The sequence below is a fragment of the Arthrobacter sp. SIMBA_036 genome, from assembly GCF_046535135.1.
GTDB lineage: Bacteria > Actinomycetota > Actinomycetes > Actinomycetales > Micrococcaceae > Arthrobacter.
On sequence record NZ_JAWRXG010000003.1, the window covers coordinates 242,297 to 257,787 of the forward strand.

At 62.1% G+C, this 15,491-nt stretch carries 15 protein-coding genes; 10 read left to right on the forward strand and 5 right to left on the reverse strand.

Annotated features, from left to right (window positions below):
• Positions 1-10 precede the first annotated feature (10 nt).
• Positions 11-2,128: a transketolase gene (gene tkt / locus SB659_RS06085; protein ID WP_410549871.1), complete on the reverse strand. Its 2,118-nt coding sequence runs from the start codon at positions 2,126-2,128 to the stop codon at positions 11-13.
• A gap of 424 nt (positions 2,129-2,552) precedes the next feature.
• Here tkt and SB659_RS06090 point away from each other — a divergent pair, with 424 nt between their 5' ends.
• Together SB659_RS06090 and SB659_RS06095 are read left to right on the forward strand one after the other, a co-directional pair.
• Positions 2,553-3,515: a heme o synthase gene (locus SB659_RS06090; protein ID WP_410549793.1), complete on the forward strand. Its 963-nt coding sequence runs from the start codon at positions 2,553-2,555 to the stop codon at positions 3,513-3,515.
• Between the two features lie 213 nt (positions 3,516-3,728).
• Positions 3,729-3,851 carry a hypothetical protein gene (locus tag SB659_RS06095; protein ID WP_284978381.1) on the forward strand — a complete coding sequence of 41 codons (123 nt, stop codon included), beginning with the start codon at positions 3,729-3,731 and terminating at the stop codon, positions 3,849-3,851.
• Here SB659_RS06095 and SB659_RS06100 read toward each other — a convergent pair.
• From SB659_RS06100 to SB659_RS06110, 3 genes are read right to left on the reverse strand one after another with little or no spacing between them, the layout of a single operon-like run.
• Positions 3,848-4,792: a COX15/CtaA family protein gene (locus tag SB659_RS06100; protein ID WP_410549794.1), complete on the reverse strand. Its 945-nt coding sequence runs from the start codon at positions 4,790-4,792 to the stop codon at positions 3,848-3,850. The two genes, SB659_RS06095 and SB659_RS06100, sit on opposite strands and share 4 nt — an antisense overlap.
• Before the next feature lie 22 nt (positions 4,793-4,814).
• Positions 4,815-5,579: an ABC transporter permease gene (locus SB659_RS06105; RefSeq protein WP_410549795.1), complete on the reverse strand. Its 765-nt coding sequence runs from the start codon at positions 5,577-5,579 to the stop codon at positions 4,815-4,817.
• Entirely contained in the window at positions 5,576-6,541 is a 966-nt protein-coding gene (locus SB659_RS06110) for an ABC transporter ATP-binding protein (protein ID WP_410549796.1), read from the reverse strand. Before SB659_RS06110 ends, SB659_RS06105 begins: the two co-directional genes overlap by 4 nt.
• Before the next feature lie 121 nt (positions 6,542-6,662).
• On the opposite strand from SB659_RS06110, the gene SB659_RS06115 reads away from it, so the two are divergent.
• Genes SB659_RS06115 through SB659_RS06140 form a run of 6 tightly spaced genes read left to right on the forward strand, consistent with a single transcriptional unit; the run spans position 6,663 to position 11,826 of the window.
• Entirely contained in the window at positions 6,663-7,484 is an 822-nt protein-coding gene (locus tag SB659_RS06115) for a helix-turn-helix transcriptional regulator (protein ID WP_410549797.1), read from the forward strand.
• Positions 7,484-8,959 carry a Fe-S cluster assembly protein SufB gene (gene sufB, locus SB659_RS06120; RefSeq protein WP_284974730.1) on the forward strand — a complete coding sequence of 492 codons (1,476 nt, stop codon included), beginning with the start codon at positions 7,484-7,486 and terminating at the stop codon, positions 8,957-8,959. The genes SB659_RS06115 and sufB overlap by 1 nt, the downstream gene beginning before the upstream one ends.
• 2 nt (positions 8,960-8,961) lie before the next feature.
• Positions 8,962-10,275: a Fe-S cluster assembly protein SufD gene (sufD, locus tag SB659_RS06125; RefSeq protein WP_410549798.1), complete on the forward strand. Its 1,314-nt coding sequence runs from the start codon at positions 8,962-8,964 to the stop codon at positions 10,273-10,275.
• A 20-nt stretch (positions 10,276-10,295) separates the two neighbouring features.
• A complete protein-coding gene (locus tag SB659_RS06130; protein WP_284978376.1) occupies positions 10,296-10,652 on the forward strand; it encodes a non-heme iron oxygenase ferredoxin subunit in 357 nt (118 codons plus the stop codon).
• Between the two features lie 42 nt (positions 10,653-10,694).
• Positions 10,695-11,480 carry a Fe-S cluster assembly ATPase SufC gene (gene sufC / locus SB659_RS06135; RefSeq protein ID WP_284974727.1) on the forward strand — a complete coding sequence of 262 codons (786 nt, stop codon included), beginning with the start codon at positions 10,695-10,697 and terminating at the stop codon, positions 11,478-11,480.
• Positions 11,481-11,493: 13 nt separating this feature from the next.
• Positions 11,494-11,826, forward strand: a complete 333-nt coding sequence (locus SB659_RS06140; RefSeq protein WP_284978375.1) for a metal-sulfur cluster assembly factor — start codon at positions 11,494-11,496, stop codon at positions 11,824-11,826.
• Between the two features lie 62 nt (positions 11,827-11,888).
• On the opposite strand, the gene SB659_RS06145 is transcribed toward SB659_RS06140, so the two are convergent.
• Positions 11,889-12,794 (reverse strand): neutral zinc metallopeptidase, encoded by a 906-nt coding sequence (locus tag SB659_RS06145; RefSeq protein WP_284978374.1) that lies wholly within the window; start codon positions 12,792-12,794, stop codon positions 11,889-11,891.
• 61 nt (positions 12,795-12,855) lie between these two features.
• On the opposite strand from SB659_RS06145, the gene SB659_RS06150 reads away from it, so the two are divergent.
• Positions 12,856-14,286 carry a class I adenylate-forming enzyme family protein gene (locus tag SB659_RS06150; RefSeq protein WP_410549799.1) on the forward strand — a complete coding sequence of 477 codons (1,431 nt, stop codon included), beginning with the start codon at positions 12,856-12,858 and terminating at the stop codon, positions 14,284-14,286.
• Position 14,287: 1 nt separating this feature from the next.
• Entirely contained in the window at positions 14,288-15,487 is a 1,200-nt protein-coding gene (locus SB659_RS06155; RefSeq protein ID WP_410549800.1) for a thiolase family protein, read from the forward strand.
• Positions 15,488-15,491 lie beyond the last annotated feature (4 nt).

The window sequence follows — 15,491 nt, forward strand, 5'->3', positions numbered from 1 at the left end:
TTTGGGGGTCTCAGGCCGTCAAGCCGGAGAGGGAGTCTTTGGCAGCGGCAGCAACGGCGTCGGCGGTAATGCCGAATTCCTGGAAAAGCCGCTTGTAGTCAGCCGATGCACCGAAGTGCTCCAATGAAATGGAACGGCCCGAATCTCCAACGAATTCCCTCCAGCCCAGTGCCAGGCCGGCTTCCACCGAAACCCTGGCCTTCACAGCTGCCGGGAGCACCGACTCGCGGTAGGCGTCATCCTGCCTCTTGAACCATTCGACACAGGGCATGGACACAACGCGGGTTGGGATGCCTTCAGCTTGGAGTGCCTCCCGGGCCTGGACAGCAAGCTGCACTTCCGAGCCGGTACCGATCAGGATGACCTCAGCCTGGACAGTTGCGCCGTCTTTCGAGGCTTCAGCAAGGACGTAGCCGCCCTTCGCAACGCCTGCCGCGGTGCCGAAGCTGTCGCCGTCGGCAACGCCCTCGCCACGGGCGTAGGTGGGGATGTTCTGGCGCGTGAGCACGATGCCGGCAGGGTTCTCATGGTTCTCGAGCATGACCTTCCACGCTGCTGAGACCTCATTCGCGTCTCCAGGACGGACCACGTCCAGGCCAGGAACGGCGCGCAGCGATGCAAGCTGCTCCACTGGCTGGTGGGTGGGTCCGTCTTCGCCCAAACCGATGGAGTCGTGTGTCCAGACGTACAAGGACGGTACACCCATCAGCGCGCCGAGGCGGATCGCCGGCCGCTGGTAATCGGAGAAGATCAGGAACGTACCGGAGAAAGCCCGGGTGCGGCCGTGGAGGGAGATGCCGTTCACGATTGCCGCAGCCGCGTGCTCGCGAATACCGAAGTGCAGTACGCGGCCGTAGGGGTTTCCCTTCCAGGCTGCGGTGGAGCGCGAGTCGGGGATGAACGACGGCGAGCCCTCGATAGTGGTGTTGTTGGACTCGGCAAGGTCAGCCGAACCGCCCCAGAGCTCGGGCAGCAACGGTGCAATGGCGTTGAGCACCTTGCCGGAGGCTACACGCGTGGAGACCTCCTTGCCGGCTTCGAAGACGGGCAGTGCTGCGTCGATACCGACCGGAAGCTTCTTGGCCTCCACACGCTCGAGCAACGAGGCACCGTCCGGGTTGGAGGACTGCCATGCTTCGAATGACTCCTGCCAGGCCGCGCGGGCCTCGGCGCCGCGGTCCAAGACCTTACGCGTGTGGGAAAGGACTTCGGGGTCCACATCGAAGGACTTCTCCGGGTCGAAGCCGAGGGCGGTCTTCAGTGCTGCGACTTCCTCGGCGCCAAGGGCGGAGCCATGGATCTTGCCCGTGTTCTGCTTTTTGGGAGCCGGGTAGCCAATGATGGTCCGCAAGGAAATGATGGAGGGCTTGGTGGTCTCTGCCTTGGCCGCCTGCAAAGCGGAGTAGAGCTCCTGGACGTCTTCGACGTAATGGCCGGTCTTGGTCCAGTCCACGCGCTGGGTGTGCCAGCCATAGGCTTCGTAGCGCTTGAGGACGTCCTCGGTGAACGCGATATCGGTGTCGTCCTCGATGGAGATGTGGTTCTCGTCGTAAACCACCACGAGGTTGCCCAGCTCCTGGTGCCCGGCCAGCGAGGAAGCCTCGGAGGTGATGCCCTCTTGCATGTCCCCGTCGGAGGCGATGACCCAGATGGTGTGGTCGAACGGCGACTCGCCGGCGGGAGCGTCGGCGTCGAACAGGCCACGCTGGCGGCGCTGGGAGTAGGCGAAGCCAACAGCCGTGGCCAGGCCCTGGCCCAACGGGCCGGTGGTGATTTCCACACCGGCAGTGTGCTTGTACTCGGGATGGCCCGGGGTCAGCGAGCCCCACGTGCGGAGAGCTTCAAGGTCCTTCAGTTCCAAACCGTAACCGGAGAGGAACAGCTGGATGTAAAGCGTGAGGGAGGTGTGGCCGGGGGACAGGACAAAACGGTCCCGCCCCAGCCAGTCCGGGTTCTTCGGGTCATGACGCATCAGCTTCTGGAACAGCAGGTATGCTGCCGGAGCCAAACTCATTGCCGTTCCGGGGTGGCCGTTACCGACCTTCTCCACGGCATCGGCGGCCAACACGCGAATGGTGTCAACTGCCTTCTGGTCCAGATCCGTCCATGACAGTTGTTGCTCTTCCAAATGTGGCACGAAAACCGAGCCCCTTTCTGTGCTGACGGCAAGTTGAGGACACGGCGCGCAGGAAGCTCAGGATGGCGCCCGCTGCAATGTTTCTACCAGCCGTTCACCATTGAAACGTTGATCTCTCATCCAGACGCACGGACATCCGAGAATACGGTTTCCCGGACAGTCGACGTGTGTCTGATCTGCTCACAGCTTAGCCCCAAATAGGCCACGGCAGTCTGGAATCCCACGTACTGGACAGAAATTTGCCTTATATGAATCACATGGCTCGCTCGCGGGAAGTGAAGTTTCGGAAACATTCACGGTTTTCCGGGGACATCGGTGCACCTGCAGCCACGGTATGATATCTGAAGGCCGCCAGCGGTTCATGCGCCCGCATTTCAGGGACTGCCGCTGTGAGAACCCCAGAGCATAGAACAGAGTGACTGCCGCTGTGAGCACAACCGATACGCCCCTTAACGCGTCCCCGGCCCGGGGAGGCATGGGAATGTCCCGCAAGTTCAAGGCGTATCTGGCTCTCACGAAACCGCGCGTCATTGAGCTGCTCCTGGTCAGCACCCTCCCCACCATGATTTTCGCCCAGCGCGGGTTCCCTTCCATCGGCCTGATCCTCGCGACACTGGTCGGTGGTGCTTTCGCCGCTGGAAGTGCCGGTGTTTTCAACTGCTACATCGACCGCGACATCGACAAACTGATGCACCGCACGGAGAAGCGCCCGCTCGTCACGGGTGAGGTCACCCCCCGCGAAGCGCTGGTGTTCGCCTGGGTCTTGGGGGCCGCATCGATCGCCATCTTGTGGTTCGGCGCCAATCCGCTGTCCGCATGGCTTGGCCTCGCTGCGATTGTTTTCTACGTGGTCATCTACACGATGATCCTCAAGCGCCGCACTGCCCAGAACATCGTGTGGGGCGGCGCCGCAGGTTGCTTCCCGGTTCTGATTGCGTGGGCCGCGGTGACCAACACCGTTCAGTGGCCGGCTTTCGTTCTGTTCATGGTCATCTTCCTGTGGACGCCCCCGCATTACTGGCCCTTGTCCATGCGCTACGGCGAGGACTACCGCAACGCCAACGTGCCTATGCTTGGCGCGATCGCCGGCGCCAAAGTGGTCTCGGTTCAGGTGGTCCTGTATGCATGGGCCATGGTTGCCTGCTCGCTGTTGTTGATCCCGGTGGGTGGCGCGGGCTGGGTGTACAGCGTCGTGGCCGTCTTGGCCGGTGCATGGTTCCTGTACGAAAGCCACGCCCTGTACAAGAGGGCCCAGGGCGGCGACATGTCCAACAAGGGCGCCATGAAGGTTTTCCACGGCTCCATCAGCTACCTGACACTTCTGTTCATTGCCTTGGCAGTGGACCCGTTCATCGGGTTCCCTATCATCGGCGGCTAGCCAGTCCAAGAGCTTTCCAGATAAAGGCTCGACGCCGGTACTCAAGCGAGTTCCGGCGTCGAGCCTTTTCGTTCACTTGCAACGAAACCGCACGACTCAGCCGCGAACCGCTAAAGCCACCTAGTCGGACTCCGACAACACCCATTTCGAAGCCCGCAGAGTACTCAGCCGCAAAATCAACGATGATCCGCGGCGGCTGAAGGCTCGTCGCCGGTGATTCCCGGGTACGCAACCCTCCTGGGCATCGGCGCAGGCCTGTTGAGCGGCACGCTGTCGGCGGCCTATCCCGCAGTGGCGGCGTCCCGGGCCGATCCCGCCCAGTTGATCCGCGGCTAGCGGCGCGGGCTATGCGTCGCGAGGTCAGCAGCGTTCGTAGACGCAATCATCAAGAGCGCAGCGCCCAGCATGTGGGTGCCCACGAGCAGGGCCGGAATCCCGTTGTAGTACTGGGTGAAGCCAATGACGGCCTGCAGGACCGTGACAGCGAGCAACAGGTATGTCGCGGTGCGGAACGGGCCGGTGATCTTGCGCCGAAGCACGAAGTACAGCGCGAAAAGGCTTCCTGCGGTAATGAGGTAGGCGGGAATCGCATGCAGATGCGACACGAGGTCCCAATCGAGGTCATTGCGGGGCGCATTGGCGTCCCCGGCATGCGGCCCGGCGCCAGTCACGATGACGCCGAGCATCACGGCTATGGCGGAACAAACAGCCACGGCCACCATGACCGGCCGCGCCACACCGGGCAAATCAACGAGCAAACGGTTTTTGAACCGCCCCGTCCGTCCATAGGCCCGATTGACCAGGAGCGTAGAGATGACCACCAGGGCCATCGACACCAGGAAGTGCAGGCCCACCACCCAGGGGTTGAGGTTGGACAACACCGTAATCCCGCCGATGATCGCTTGGGCAGGGATGCTGGCCAAGAGCCCAAGGGCGAGGAGGAAAAGGTCCCTGCGCTCCTTGCGGAGCTTCCACAAGTACACCAACAGGAAGACGGCGACGGCGGCCAGCGCGAAGGTCAGCAGCCTGTTGCCGAATTCGATGAAGCCGTGGATACCCATCTCAGGTGTGTTGACCAGGGAATTGTTGGTGCAACGGGGCCAGGTAGGGCAGCCCAAGCCTGAGGACGTGAGGCGCACTGCCCCTCCTGTCACCACAAGCACGGTTTGTCCGATCAGTGACAGCAGGGCCAGGCGCCGGACGGCAGTATTGACTTCCGTGGGCAATTTGGACGCTAGCCGCTGAACGGTTCTGGGGAATCGCGATGCCGTGGTCACAGTTTTCTCAATTCTGAAATCGTTAGTTCCACTTGAACCAGCGGATGGCTGCGGCGCCGGCAAGCACCGTCCACAGCAGCAGGGTGAGTACGGCGGAGAGGGGTGCTGAGCCGGAGAGGAAGGAATCCCGGAGAGCCAGGCCTAACGCCCCGGACGGCAGGAAGTGGACAATGTCCTGGGTCAGGGGTGGAAGCCGTTCGGCGGGCACCACGATGCCGCCCAGTGCCCCCAAAAGGATCCATAGAAGGTTGGTAATTGCGAGTGTTGCCTCGGGTCTTACAGTTCCGGCAACGAGCAACCCCAGCGCGGTGAACGCGGCTGCGCCGAGCACCAACACGCACATACCTGGAAGCCAGCCGTCCAGGCGGGGGTGCCAGCCCAGCATGCCTGCAACGCTTCCCACGATCACAACTTGCAGGAAGAGCACCACGAGGACCGCAAGAATTTTGCCCGCAATGAGGCCGCCCCTGCCGAGCGGAGTGGTGGACAGGAAACGGAGGACGCCATAGCGCCGATCAAATCCGGTGGCGATGCCTTGTCCCGTGAAAGCTGTGGACATTGCGCAAAGCGCGAGTATTCCGGGGGTGGCGATGTCAACCCGTGAGGCACCCAGTCCGTCCAGCAGCGGCGTCACCGCAAGGCCTACCAGCGCCATCAGGGGCAGGACAATGGCCAGGATCAACTGCTCGCCATTGCGCAGCATGGTGACGGTTTCGTATCGGCCTTGCTGGAGAATTCTTCGCAGGAGTGAAGCTGGCCCGGCGTTTGGCGAAAGTAGCTTGCTCATCGGAGGTCCCTTCCGGAAATGTCCAGGAACACGTCTTCGAGGCTGCGGGCCTCAAGGCGCAGTGATGCGGGCATGATGTCCCGTTCGGCCAGCGATGCCATCAATGTCGCCAGGTCCGTTGGCGTCAGGACGCCCTTCAGCGAGTAGCTTCCCGGGCGGGACTCGGCCACCTCGAGGCCGGCCCTGAGCACTGTGGAGAAGTCCAAACCGGCTACGGCGTCGAAATACAGCGTGCGATCGGTGACGCCCGTGTCCGCGGAGTGGTCGTGCTGCAGGAGCTCGGCCACCGTTCCCTCGGCAACGTTGTGTCCACCGTCGATGATGTAGACATAATCGGCGAGGCGTTCGGCGTCGTCCATCAAATGGGTGGTGAGGACGATGCCCATGCCTGCGTCGCGAAGCTCGGCGATGAGGTCAAACACCATCTGCCGCGACTGCGGGTCCAAACCGGCGCTGGGTTCGTCGAGAAACAGGATCTCGGGATTTCCTACCAGGGCCGCGGCCAGGGCCAACCGCTGCTTCTGTCCACCGGAGAGCCGGCGGACACTGGTTTTGCTGAATTGGGAGATGCCGAGCCGGTCAACCAGGGCGTCGACGTCCATTGGGCGTTGGTACATTCCCGCCACGTGGCGCAGCAGGGGAATGGGACGGGCCGACGGCGGGAGGCCGCCGTCCTGGAGCATGACCCCAACGCGGGACCGGAGCTCAGCTCCAGCACTGTCAGGATCGGCACCAAGAAGGGAAATGGAACCACCGGTCCGTTTTTGGACGCCTTGGGCGCATTCAAGCGTGGTGGTTTTGCCAGCGCCGTTGGCTCCCAAAAGCGCTGTCACCTGGCCGCGCTCGGCCACCAAGGACAGCCCACTGACCACCCGCAGCATTTTGCCGTCAAGGGAGGCCAGGGGTCCAACATCCTTAATGAGTCCGTCAATGGTGAGGACAGGGGATTCGGGGGATCGCACCAAAGTATTCTACGCGAAGTAGTAGGGTCACATTGTGCGGACAGGCTCCCCGCGGAGCAAGGTCAGTCTTGCCTTACTGGAGCTCGGAAACAAATTACGACATGATTATGTTGTGTATTCCATGAGCAGTCCACTATCCATGCCCTCCAAGCGGCATGCTGCAGCACCGGAGGCAGCTGTGTCTTCGCCCGTGCTGCCGGACGCGGAAGAACGCACCAAAGACCGCGTCCTGAGTGCCGTGCTTGAAAATGGCCCCGTGAGCGCCGCTGAACTCGGAGATCTTCTCGGATTTACACCGGCCGCTGTCCGCCGCCACCTCGATCACCTTGAACGCAGCGGTGTCATCGAGGTCAAGCGGGTGGCCCGGGCGGGTTCGGGCGCCGGTCGGCCGGCCAGGCGATACGTCCTCAGTTCCCGGGGACAGTCCAAACTCGGTGACGACTACCTGAACATTGCCAGCTCGGCCCTCAGGCGGCTGCAGGACATTGCCGGTACGGAAGCCGTCCGGGAATACGCCGAGGAGCGGTTTGCGGAGCTGGAACAGCGCTACGCGCCGGAGGTGGAGGCTGCAGGGGAGGACATCACATCCCGCGCCAACGCGTTGTCCCAAGCGCTCAGCCGGGATGGCTACGTCGCCTCCGCCCACTCCATAGAGGCCAAAGCCCCGCTGCCCGCAGCATTGTCCAGCGTCCAGTTATGCCAGGGCCACTGTCCCATCCAGCAGCTGGCCGCTGAGTTCCCGGTGTTCTGTGACGCTGAGACCAAGGCGTTTTCCCGGCTGGTCGGAGTAGACGTCCGCCGGCTCTCCACGCTCGCCCAAGGCGGCCACGTGTGCACCACCCACATACCTACCGGGCGCTTGGCTGCCAGGGTGCCCCTCGGCACCGCCGTGCAGCCCAGCAACCCGTACCAGGAATCCAACAACCAGCAAGAAAGGCCGTAATGACGGGTCAAATAGCTGAAGGAACAGCAGCGCAAGCGATTGCTGACGGCACCGTGATCTCGGAGATTCTGGAGAAGAATCCCGAGCTGCACGGTATCGGAAACTACGAGTACGGTTGGGCGGACAAGAACGACGTCGGGGCAAATGCCCGGCGTGGCCTCAACGAGGACGTCGTCCGTGACATCTCCTCGAAGAAGAGCGAGCCCGAGTGGATGCTCGATTTGCGCCTTAAGGGCCTGAAGTACTTTGACCGGAAGCCCATGCCCACGTGGGGCGCGGACCTTTCCGGCATTGATTTCGACAACATCAAGTACTTCGTGCGTTCCACCGAGAAGCAGGCAGCAACGTGGGAAGACCTGCCGGAGGACATCCGAAACACGTACGAGAAGCTTGGCATTCCGGAAGCTGAGCGCAGCCGCTTGGTCTCGGGTGTCGCAGCGCAGTACGAATCGGAGGTCGTCTACCACCAGATCCGCGAGGACCTCGAAGCCCAGGGCGTCATCTTCCTGGACACCGACACCGCGTTGAGGGAACACCCGGAGATCTTCCAGGAGTACTTCGGCACCATCATTCCGGTTGGTGACAACAAGTTCGCGTCCTTGAACACGGCAGTTTGGTCCGGCGGCTCGTTCGTGTACGTGCCCAAGGGCGTCCACGTCGACATCCCGCTGCAGGCCTACTTCCGTATTAATACGGAAAACATGGGCCAGTTCGAACGCACCCTCATCATCGCTGATGAGGACTCCTACGTTCACTACATCGAGGGCTGCACGGCTCCGATCTACACCTCCGACTCCTTGCACTCGGCCGTTGTGGAAATCATTGTGAAGAAGGGCGCCCGCGTCCGTTACACCACCATCCAGAACTGGTCCACCAACGTGTACAACCTGGTGACCAAGCGCGCCATCTGCGAAGAGGGCGCCACTATGGAGTGGATCGATGGAAACATCGGTTCCAAGGTGACCATGAAGTACCCGGCCGTCTACCTGGTGGGCGAACACGCCAAGGGTGAGACCTTGTCCATCGCTTTCGCCGGTGAGGGCCAGCACCAGGACACGGGTTCAAAGATGGTGCACATCGCGCCGAACACCAAGAGCTCCATCATTTCCAAGTCCGTGGCCCGCGGCGGTGGCCGCGCGGCCTACCGTGGTTTGGTCCAGGTCCGCGAAGGCGCCAAGCACTCGGCCAACACCGTGCGCTGTGACGCCCTCCTGGTGGACACCATCTCCCGGTCGGACACATATCCCTACATCGATATCCGCGAGGATGACGTCGTCATGGGTCACGAGGCGACTGTTTCCCGCGTCAGCGAAGAGCAGCTCTTCTATCTGATGTCCCGCGGCATGCCTGAGGACGAGGCCATGGCCATGATCGTGCGCGGCTTCATCGAGCCGATCGCCCGTGAGCTTCCCATGGAATACGCCCTTGAGTTGAACCGCTTGATCGAACTGCAGATGGAAGGGTCCGTCGGTTAACAATGACTGATATCACTACTGAAAAAGCGCGCATCGGCGCTCCCTCGGCCCAGCCGTTCATCAACGGCTTCACCGAGGAAGGCGAGAACCTTTCGCCCGTAAACACCGGAACCAACACCAGCACGACGTCGGAGCAGCCTTCCGCTGGTCCGCTCGCTGGCGCTTCCGCCAAGAGCCATTCGCACGGTGGCGGAGTCGGCGTACCCGACAGCTCCCGTGCGGGCCGCCTCACCTCCTACAAAGTGGCTGACTTCAAGCCGCTGAACGGCCTTGAGGAAGACTGGCGCTTCACACCCCTGAAGCGCTTGCGGGGCCTCCACACCGAGGTCCTCAACGGCGCAGCTCCGGCTGTCAGCGTCACGGCACCGGCCGGCGTCGTCGTTGAAACCGTTGGCCGGGATGACAAGCGGATCGGGCAGGCAGCGATCCCGGAGGACCGCGTTTCCGCTAACGCATGGGAAAACTTCGCAGAAGCCACCGTGGTCACCATTCCCGCGGAGTTGCAGGCTGAGGGCGAGGTTACTGTCTTAGTGACCGGTACCCTCGAGTCGCCGGCCGCTCAGCACATTGTGATCGTGGCGGAGCGCTTCTCCAAGGCCGTCGTTGTCCTGGACCACCAGGGCACGGCTGTGCTTTCGCAGAACGTTGAAATCCTCGTCGAAGACGGTGCCGAACTCACGGTTGTTTCTTTGCAGGAATGGGCTGACAATGCCGTCCATGCATCGGCCCAGCAAGCCAAGATCGGCCGCGATGCCAAGCTCAAGCACATCGTGGTGAGCTTGGGTGGAGACCTTGTCCGCATCACGCCGTCCACCCGCTTTACTGCGCCGGGGGCCGACGTCGAAATGTTTGGCCTGTACTTCGCTGATGCAGGGCAGCACCTGGAGCAGCGGCTCTTCGTTGACCACGCGGTGGCCAACTGCAAGTCACGCGTTCTCTACAAGGGTGCCCTTCAAGGCCGCAACGCGCACACTGTGTGGGTAGGCGACGTCCTGATCCGTAAGGAAGCCGAAGGCACAGACACCTACGAAGCCAACCGGAACCTGGTGCTGACCGACGGCGCGCGCGCTGACTCGGTGCCCAACCTCGAAATCGAAACCGGTCTGATCGAGGGCGCCGGCCATGCCAGTGCCACCGGCCGGTTCGACGACGAGCACCTGTTCTACCTGATGGCCCGCGGCATTCCCGAAAAGGTTGCCCGTCGTTTGGTGGTCCGTGGCTTCCTCAACGAAATCATCCAGCAGATCAAGGTTCCGGCCATCGAAGATCGCCTCACCGCAGCCGTAGAGCGCGAGCTCGCCGCGACGGACAACTGAAACAGTCAGGTACAAGGACAATGAGCGAAGAATCCAAGGGCGAGCTGGTATGCAACGCCAATGACATCCAGGTCAAGCAGGCGCTGCGAGTTCTCATCGATGACTACCCCGTAGCCATCGTGAAGGACTCCATGGGTGAAATCCATGCGATCGCCGATACTTGCTCGCACGCGGACATCTCATTGTCCGAAGGTGAAGTTGAAGGCTGCGCCATCGAATGCTGGGGACATGGTTCACAGTTCGATCTGCGCAGCGGACAACCCCTCCAGCTCCCTGCCTATGACCCCGTCGCCGTATTTGCCGTCACTCTTGATGGCGACGACGTCTATGTGGATGTCACCAACGTTGTGAACGGCGCTTCGGTAGATCACTACTGAGCGCCCAGTATCGCCAGACTTACGAACGGAAGAAAGAAGAGCATGTCTACTCTTGAAATCAAGGATCTGCACGTCAGCATCGAGACGGAGCAGGGCACCAAGGAAATCCTGAAGGGCGTCAGCCTGACCATCAGGACCGGCGAGACCCACGCCATCATGGGGCCCAACGGCTCCGGCAAGTCCACCTTGGCCTCCACCATCGCCGGACACCCCCGTTACAACGTCACCAGCGGAACCATCACGTTGGACGGCGAAGACGTCCTCGCGATGAGCGTCGACCAGCGCGCCCGCGCAGGCGTTTTCCTGGCCATGCAGTACCCGGTGGAAGTTCCCGGCGTCACAATGACCAACTTCCTGCGCACCGCCAAGACCGCCATCGACGGCGAAGCGCCGGCACTGCGTACCTGGACCAAGGATGTCAAAGCTGCCATGCAGCAGCTTCGCATTGACGCCGACTTTGCCCAGCGCAACGTCAACGAAGGCTTCTCCGGTGGCGAGAAGAAGCGTGTTGAGATCCTTCAGCTCGAGCTCTTCAAGCCCAAGTTCGCCATCCTCGATGAGACCGACTCCGGCCTCGACGTCGACGCGCTCAAGGTCGTTTCCGAAGGCGTCAACCGAGCACATGCAGAGGGCAACATGGGCACTCTGCTCATCACCCACTACACCCGGATCTTGCGCTACATCAAGCCGGAATTCGTCCACGTTTTCGTTGACGGCAAGGTTGTTGAAGAGGGCGGCCCCGAGCTTGCGGACCGCCTTGAAGAAGAGGGCTACGACCGTTACGCCCCGGGTGCGGGCGTAGCTGTTGCCCCTGCTGTGCAGGCCTAGTTAGGATCCCCTTATGACCGAAATCAAAGCCGCGCGCACCAGCCTCGAGGATGTCGAGGAAGCGCTCAAGGACGTGATTGACCCTGAATTAGGGGTCAATGTTGTGGACTTGGGCCTTCTTTACGGGCTGAAATACTCCGAGGAGGATGGTGCCCTCCTGATCGACATGACGCTGACGACGGCGGCTTGCCCCCTTACCGATGTGCTTGAAGAGCAAGTGGGCAAATCGTTGGACGGTGTGGTCGATGAGTGGCGACTGAATTGGGTGTGGATGCCGCCTTGGGGTCCTGAGCGGATTACCGACGACGGCAAGGACCAGATGCGGGCCCTCGGCTTCAACATCTGATTACTTCACAAAAAATGGTTCCAGGCATGATGCCTGGAACCATTTTTGTGCCTCCCGGTAGGCTACGGCGTTGCCACACCGAAGGTGTCGCATTTATTGATGTCACCGGTGGTGTAGCCCTGATAGAACCACTTCTGCCGTTGTGCACTGGAGCCGTGGGTCCAGGACTCGGGGGAGACCCTGCCGGTTGCGGCCTTTTGGATACGGTCATCGCCCACGGCGGACGCGGCGGACAGTGCGTCCTTCACGTCTTGTTGGGTCACCGGATCCAAGAAAGGCTTCCCGGTTGCCGGATCCTTCTGGGTTGCGGCATGCTCAACCCAAATCCCGGCGAAGCAATCGGCTTGGAGTTCCACGCGGACGCTGCCTGACGCCGGTCCCTGCGGGTCTTGCTGAGCCTTGTCCAAAGTGCCGATGAGGCTTTGAACGTGGTGCCCAAACTCGTGGGCAACAACGTACTCTTGGGCGAGCGGTCCGCCCGAGGAGCCGAATCGCGTGACCAGTTCATCGAAGAAACCAGGATCGAAATACGCGGTTGAGTCGGCCGGGCAGTAAAACGGACCGACATCCGTGGTGGCCTGCCCGCAGCCCGTGGTGGTGGCCTGGCTGAAGATGACAGCCTTCGGCCGCGGATACTTCACGTTGTAGTCAGCCAGGTAGGCGGGCCAGAAGGCGTTCAGGCTGTTCACGGTTCCCGTGATCCTACAGTCCAGCCTCTTATCGGCATCCGCCCCGGTTTTACACTGTTGCAGTGCCGTACCGGAGCTACCGGCGTCGATGGCCGGTGGCTGGCTTCCCGTCCCTGACAGGTCTCCGAGGATGTTCGTGTTGAAGCCCAGTAAGGCAAGAATGATGACGACGATCCCGCCGCCTATCCCACCACCGATCTTGGTTCCGCGGCCCATTCCGCCGCCACGTCGGTCTTCCACTTGGGAGGGGTCAAGTTGTGCACCGTCATTGAAGCTCATACAGCCACAATAGACGTCACTTTCAGTGTTGAATGCCCGAGGCTACCGTAAAATCGACACGATGCCATTCTTGAACAAACTCCAACTCTGGGCCGACGAGCACCCCTACGACACCGCTGTCGTTGTGGGGAACGCCCGGCGCACTTGGGCTGACCTGCGCGATGCCGCCTCTGTGCTTGCCCGCGATGCCAAGGCCACCACCATCCTAGCCGAGCGGAACTCCGTGGACTTCGTTGAACGTTACGTCGCCGCCGTTTCGGGTGAACGGCGGTGCGCTGTCCTGGACCCTGAGTGGCCCGAGGCACTAATTGACGAAGTCAGCCTTCGTTTGGTGGATGCCCCGGCCACTGGCCGGAAAAAGCCGGGCGGCGCAGAGCCCACCGGTCTGCCGGCAGGCACCTTGGTGGACGGCGACCCAACCACTACTTTTCTGGTGGGCCTGACATCCGGAACCACGGCGATGCCCAAAGCCTTCACACGGTCACGCCGCTCCTGGCAAGTCTCCTTCGATGCATCGATCGCGTTCTTCGGGCTGACCCGTCAGGACCGCACATTAGCCCCCGGCCCCCTGTCCGCGAGCCTGAACCTCTACGCGTTGTCGGAGTGTCTCTATGCCGGGGCGGCGTTCCATACGTTGGAGTCCTTCGACGTCGGAGATGCGCACGCCGCCATCAGCCACGATGGCATCACCCGCTTGGTGTTGGTGCCCACCATGCTCAGGTTGCTCAGTGAGCGGGGGCTGGCTGGGGGCGTGGATGCCTCGGGCGTTCGAAGCATCATATGTGCTGGTTCCAAGCTGGACGCGCGGACCTTGGAAGCAGCACGCCGTTGGGCGCCGAACGCCGCCATCTTCGAGTATTACGGCGCCTCCGAACTCAGTTTCGTTTCCGGAACGGAACTCCCGGCGGACCAGCCCCTCGACGCCGGAGGAACCGGTATCGGTTCACCGTTCCCCGGTGTTGAGTTGAAGATTCTCGACGACGCCGGCCAGCCACTTCCGGACGGTGAACACGGAAACATCTGCGTCCGGAGCGGTATGGTCAGCAACGGGTACCTGTGGGGAGACGACGGGCACGCCCTTCGTTGCCTCGATGGCTGGTACACAGTGGGGGACCAGGGATTTGTGAAGAACGGCATCCTCAATATGCTGGGGCGCCAGTCGGACATGATCATCACCGCCGGAAAGAACGTCTATCCCCATGAAGTGGAACTGGCCCTTGCTTCGGTTCCGGGCATCGACACCGCAATTGCTGCAGGTGCGCCTGATGACATCCGTGGGCAAAAGGTAGTTGCCGGCGTCGTCCCTGCGTATGGTGCGGTTACGGCCACACAACTGCGGACGGGGTTGGACGGCCTGCTGGCCAGGGACAAGCGGCCGGTCCAGTACTACGTCCTCTCCGAGTTGCCCATGACAGACCGGGGCAAGATCAGCCGCAATGTTCTCTTGGACTGGATCAAGAACCATGACCCCCGGGCTGTCCCACTTGGCTAGCATGCCGTCTTCCGATATCGCGGACGACCCGTCGCGGCAACCGGTCATCATCGCTGCCCTACGGACGCCCATCTGCCGCGCGAATGGCCAACTGAAGCACCTCCGGGCACCGGAACTGCTGGCGCCCGTCCTACGGGCGTTGGTTGATGCCACGGGGGCGAACCCTGCCCAGGTAGACGACGTGATTATTGGCAACGCGGTGGGCGGTGGCGGAAACCTTGCACGATTTGCGGCGCTCGAAGCAGGCCTGCCGGTCACCGTCCCCGGCGTCACCGTCGACCGCCAGTGCGGTTCCGGGCTGGATGCTATTGCTCTGGCTGCCCGTTTGGTTGCCGGTCGCGGCGATCCGCTGTTCCTGGCCGGCGGAGTTGAAAGTATCAGCACAGCTCCAGCGCGCGCCCACCGAAATGCGGACGGGAGCCTCGACTTCTACGCCAGGGCCACTTTCGTTCCCCAAGGCTTCGGGGATCCGGACATGGGCGTTGCGGCTGAGAACGTTGCCGAGGAATTCAACATCACCCGGGAACATCAGGACGAGTTCGCGCTTCGGAGCCACCGACGGGCCATTGACGCCTCGTCTGCGGGCCGGTTTTCGGGGGAAATCGTACCCCTGCCATCGCCTGTACCGGGCCGTTGGGTGGATGCCGACGACGGCCCCAGGCCGTCGCTGAGTTCGGCACTTATGGTGCGATTTCCGCCGTCGTTTGTCAGCGGCGGAACGGTCACCGCAGGGAACTCATGCTTCGACGCGGACGCCGCGGCCGCCGTCGTCATCACCTCCCTCAAGCGGGCGCGCGAGCTTGGGGCGGCGGAGGGAATGATGGTGCTCGGTTGCGATACCAAGGGCGTGGACCCGAAACTGTTGGGAATAGGCGCTGCACATGCTGCCGAACGGCTTCTGGCTACCCGTCAAGTTTCTGCCGGGGATGTGGGGCTGTGGGAATTCAACGAAGCGTTCGCCTCCCAGACGATTGCCTGCCTGCAACACCTCGGCATTGATCCGGCGCGCGCCAACGTGGAAGGCGGCGCTTTAGCCTTGGGCCACGGCTATGGCGCGTCCGGAGCGGTGCTGGTGACCAGGTTGCTGGCCCAGGCCCGGGCCCGCTACAAAGACACAGGGGAATTGGCGCTGGGACTGGCCATGATCAGCAGCGCTGGCGGCATGGGTACGGCAGCCCTGCTGCAGTACGCGCGCCTCTAAGCAG

Coding starts and splice junctions, on each gene's coding strand:
- SB659_RS06140 (WP_284978375.1), top strand. CDS start 11,494: ATGACCGAAATCAAAGCCGCGCGCACCAGCCTCGAGGATGTCGAGGAA.
- sufC (WP_284974727.1), top strand. CDS start 10,695: ATGTCTACTCTTGAAATCAAGGATCTGCACGTCAGCATCGAGACGGAG.
- SB659_RS06115 (WP_410549797.1), top strand. CDS start 6,663: ATGAGCAGTCCACTATCCATGCCCTCCAAGCGGCATGCTGCAGCACCG.
- SB659_RS06155 (WP_410549800.1), top strand. CDS start 14,288: ATGCCGTCTTCCGATATCGCGGACGACCCGTCGCGGCAACCGGTCATC.
- sufB (WP_284974730.1), top strand. CDS start 7,484: ATGACGGGTCAAATAGCTGAAGGAACAGCAGCGCAAGCGATTGCTGAC.
- sufD (WP_410549798.1), top strand. CDS start 8,962: ATGACTGATATCACTACTGAAAAAGCGCGCATCGGCGCTCCCTCGGCC.
- SB659_RS06145 (WP_284978374.1), bottom strand. CDS start 12,794: ATGAGCTTCAATGACGGTGCACAACTTGACCCCTCCCAAGTGGAAGAC.
- SB659_RS06150 (WP_410549799.1), top strand. CDS start 12,856: ATGCCATTCTTGAACAAACTCCAACTCTGGGCCGACGAGCACCCCTAC.
- SB659_RS06130 (WP_284978376.1), top strand. CDS start 10,296: ATGAGCGAAGAATCCAAGGGCGAGCTGGTATGCAACGCCAATGACATC.
- SB659_RS06105 (WP_410549795.1), bottom strand. CDS start 5,579: ATGAGCAAGCTACTTTCGCCAAACGCCGGGCCAGCTTCACTCCTGCGA.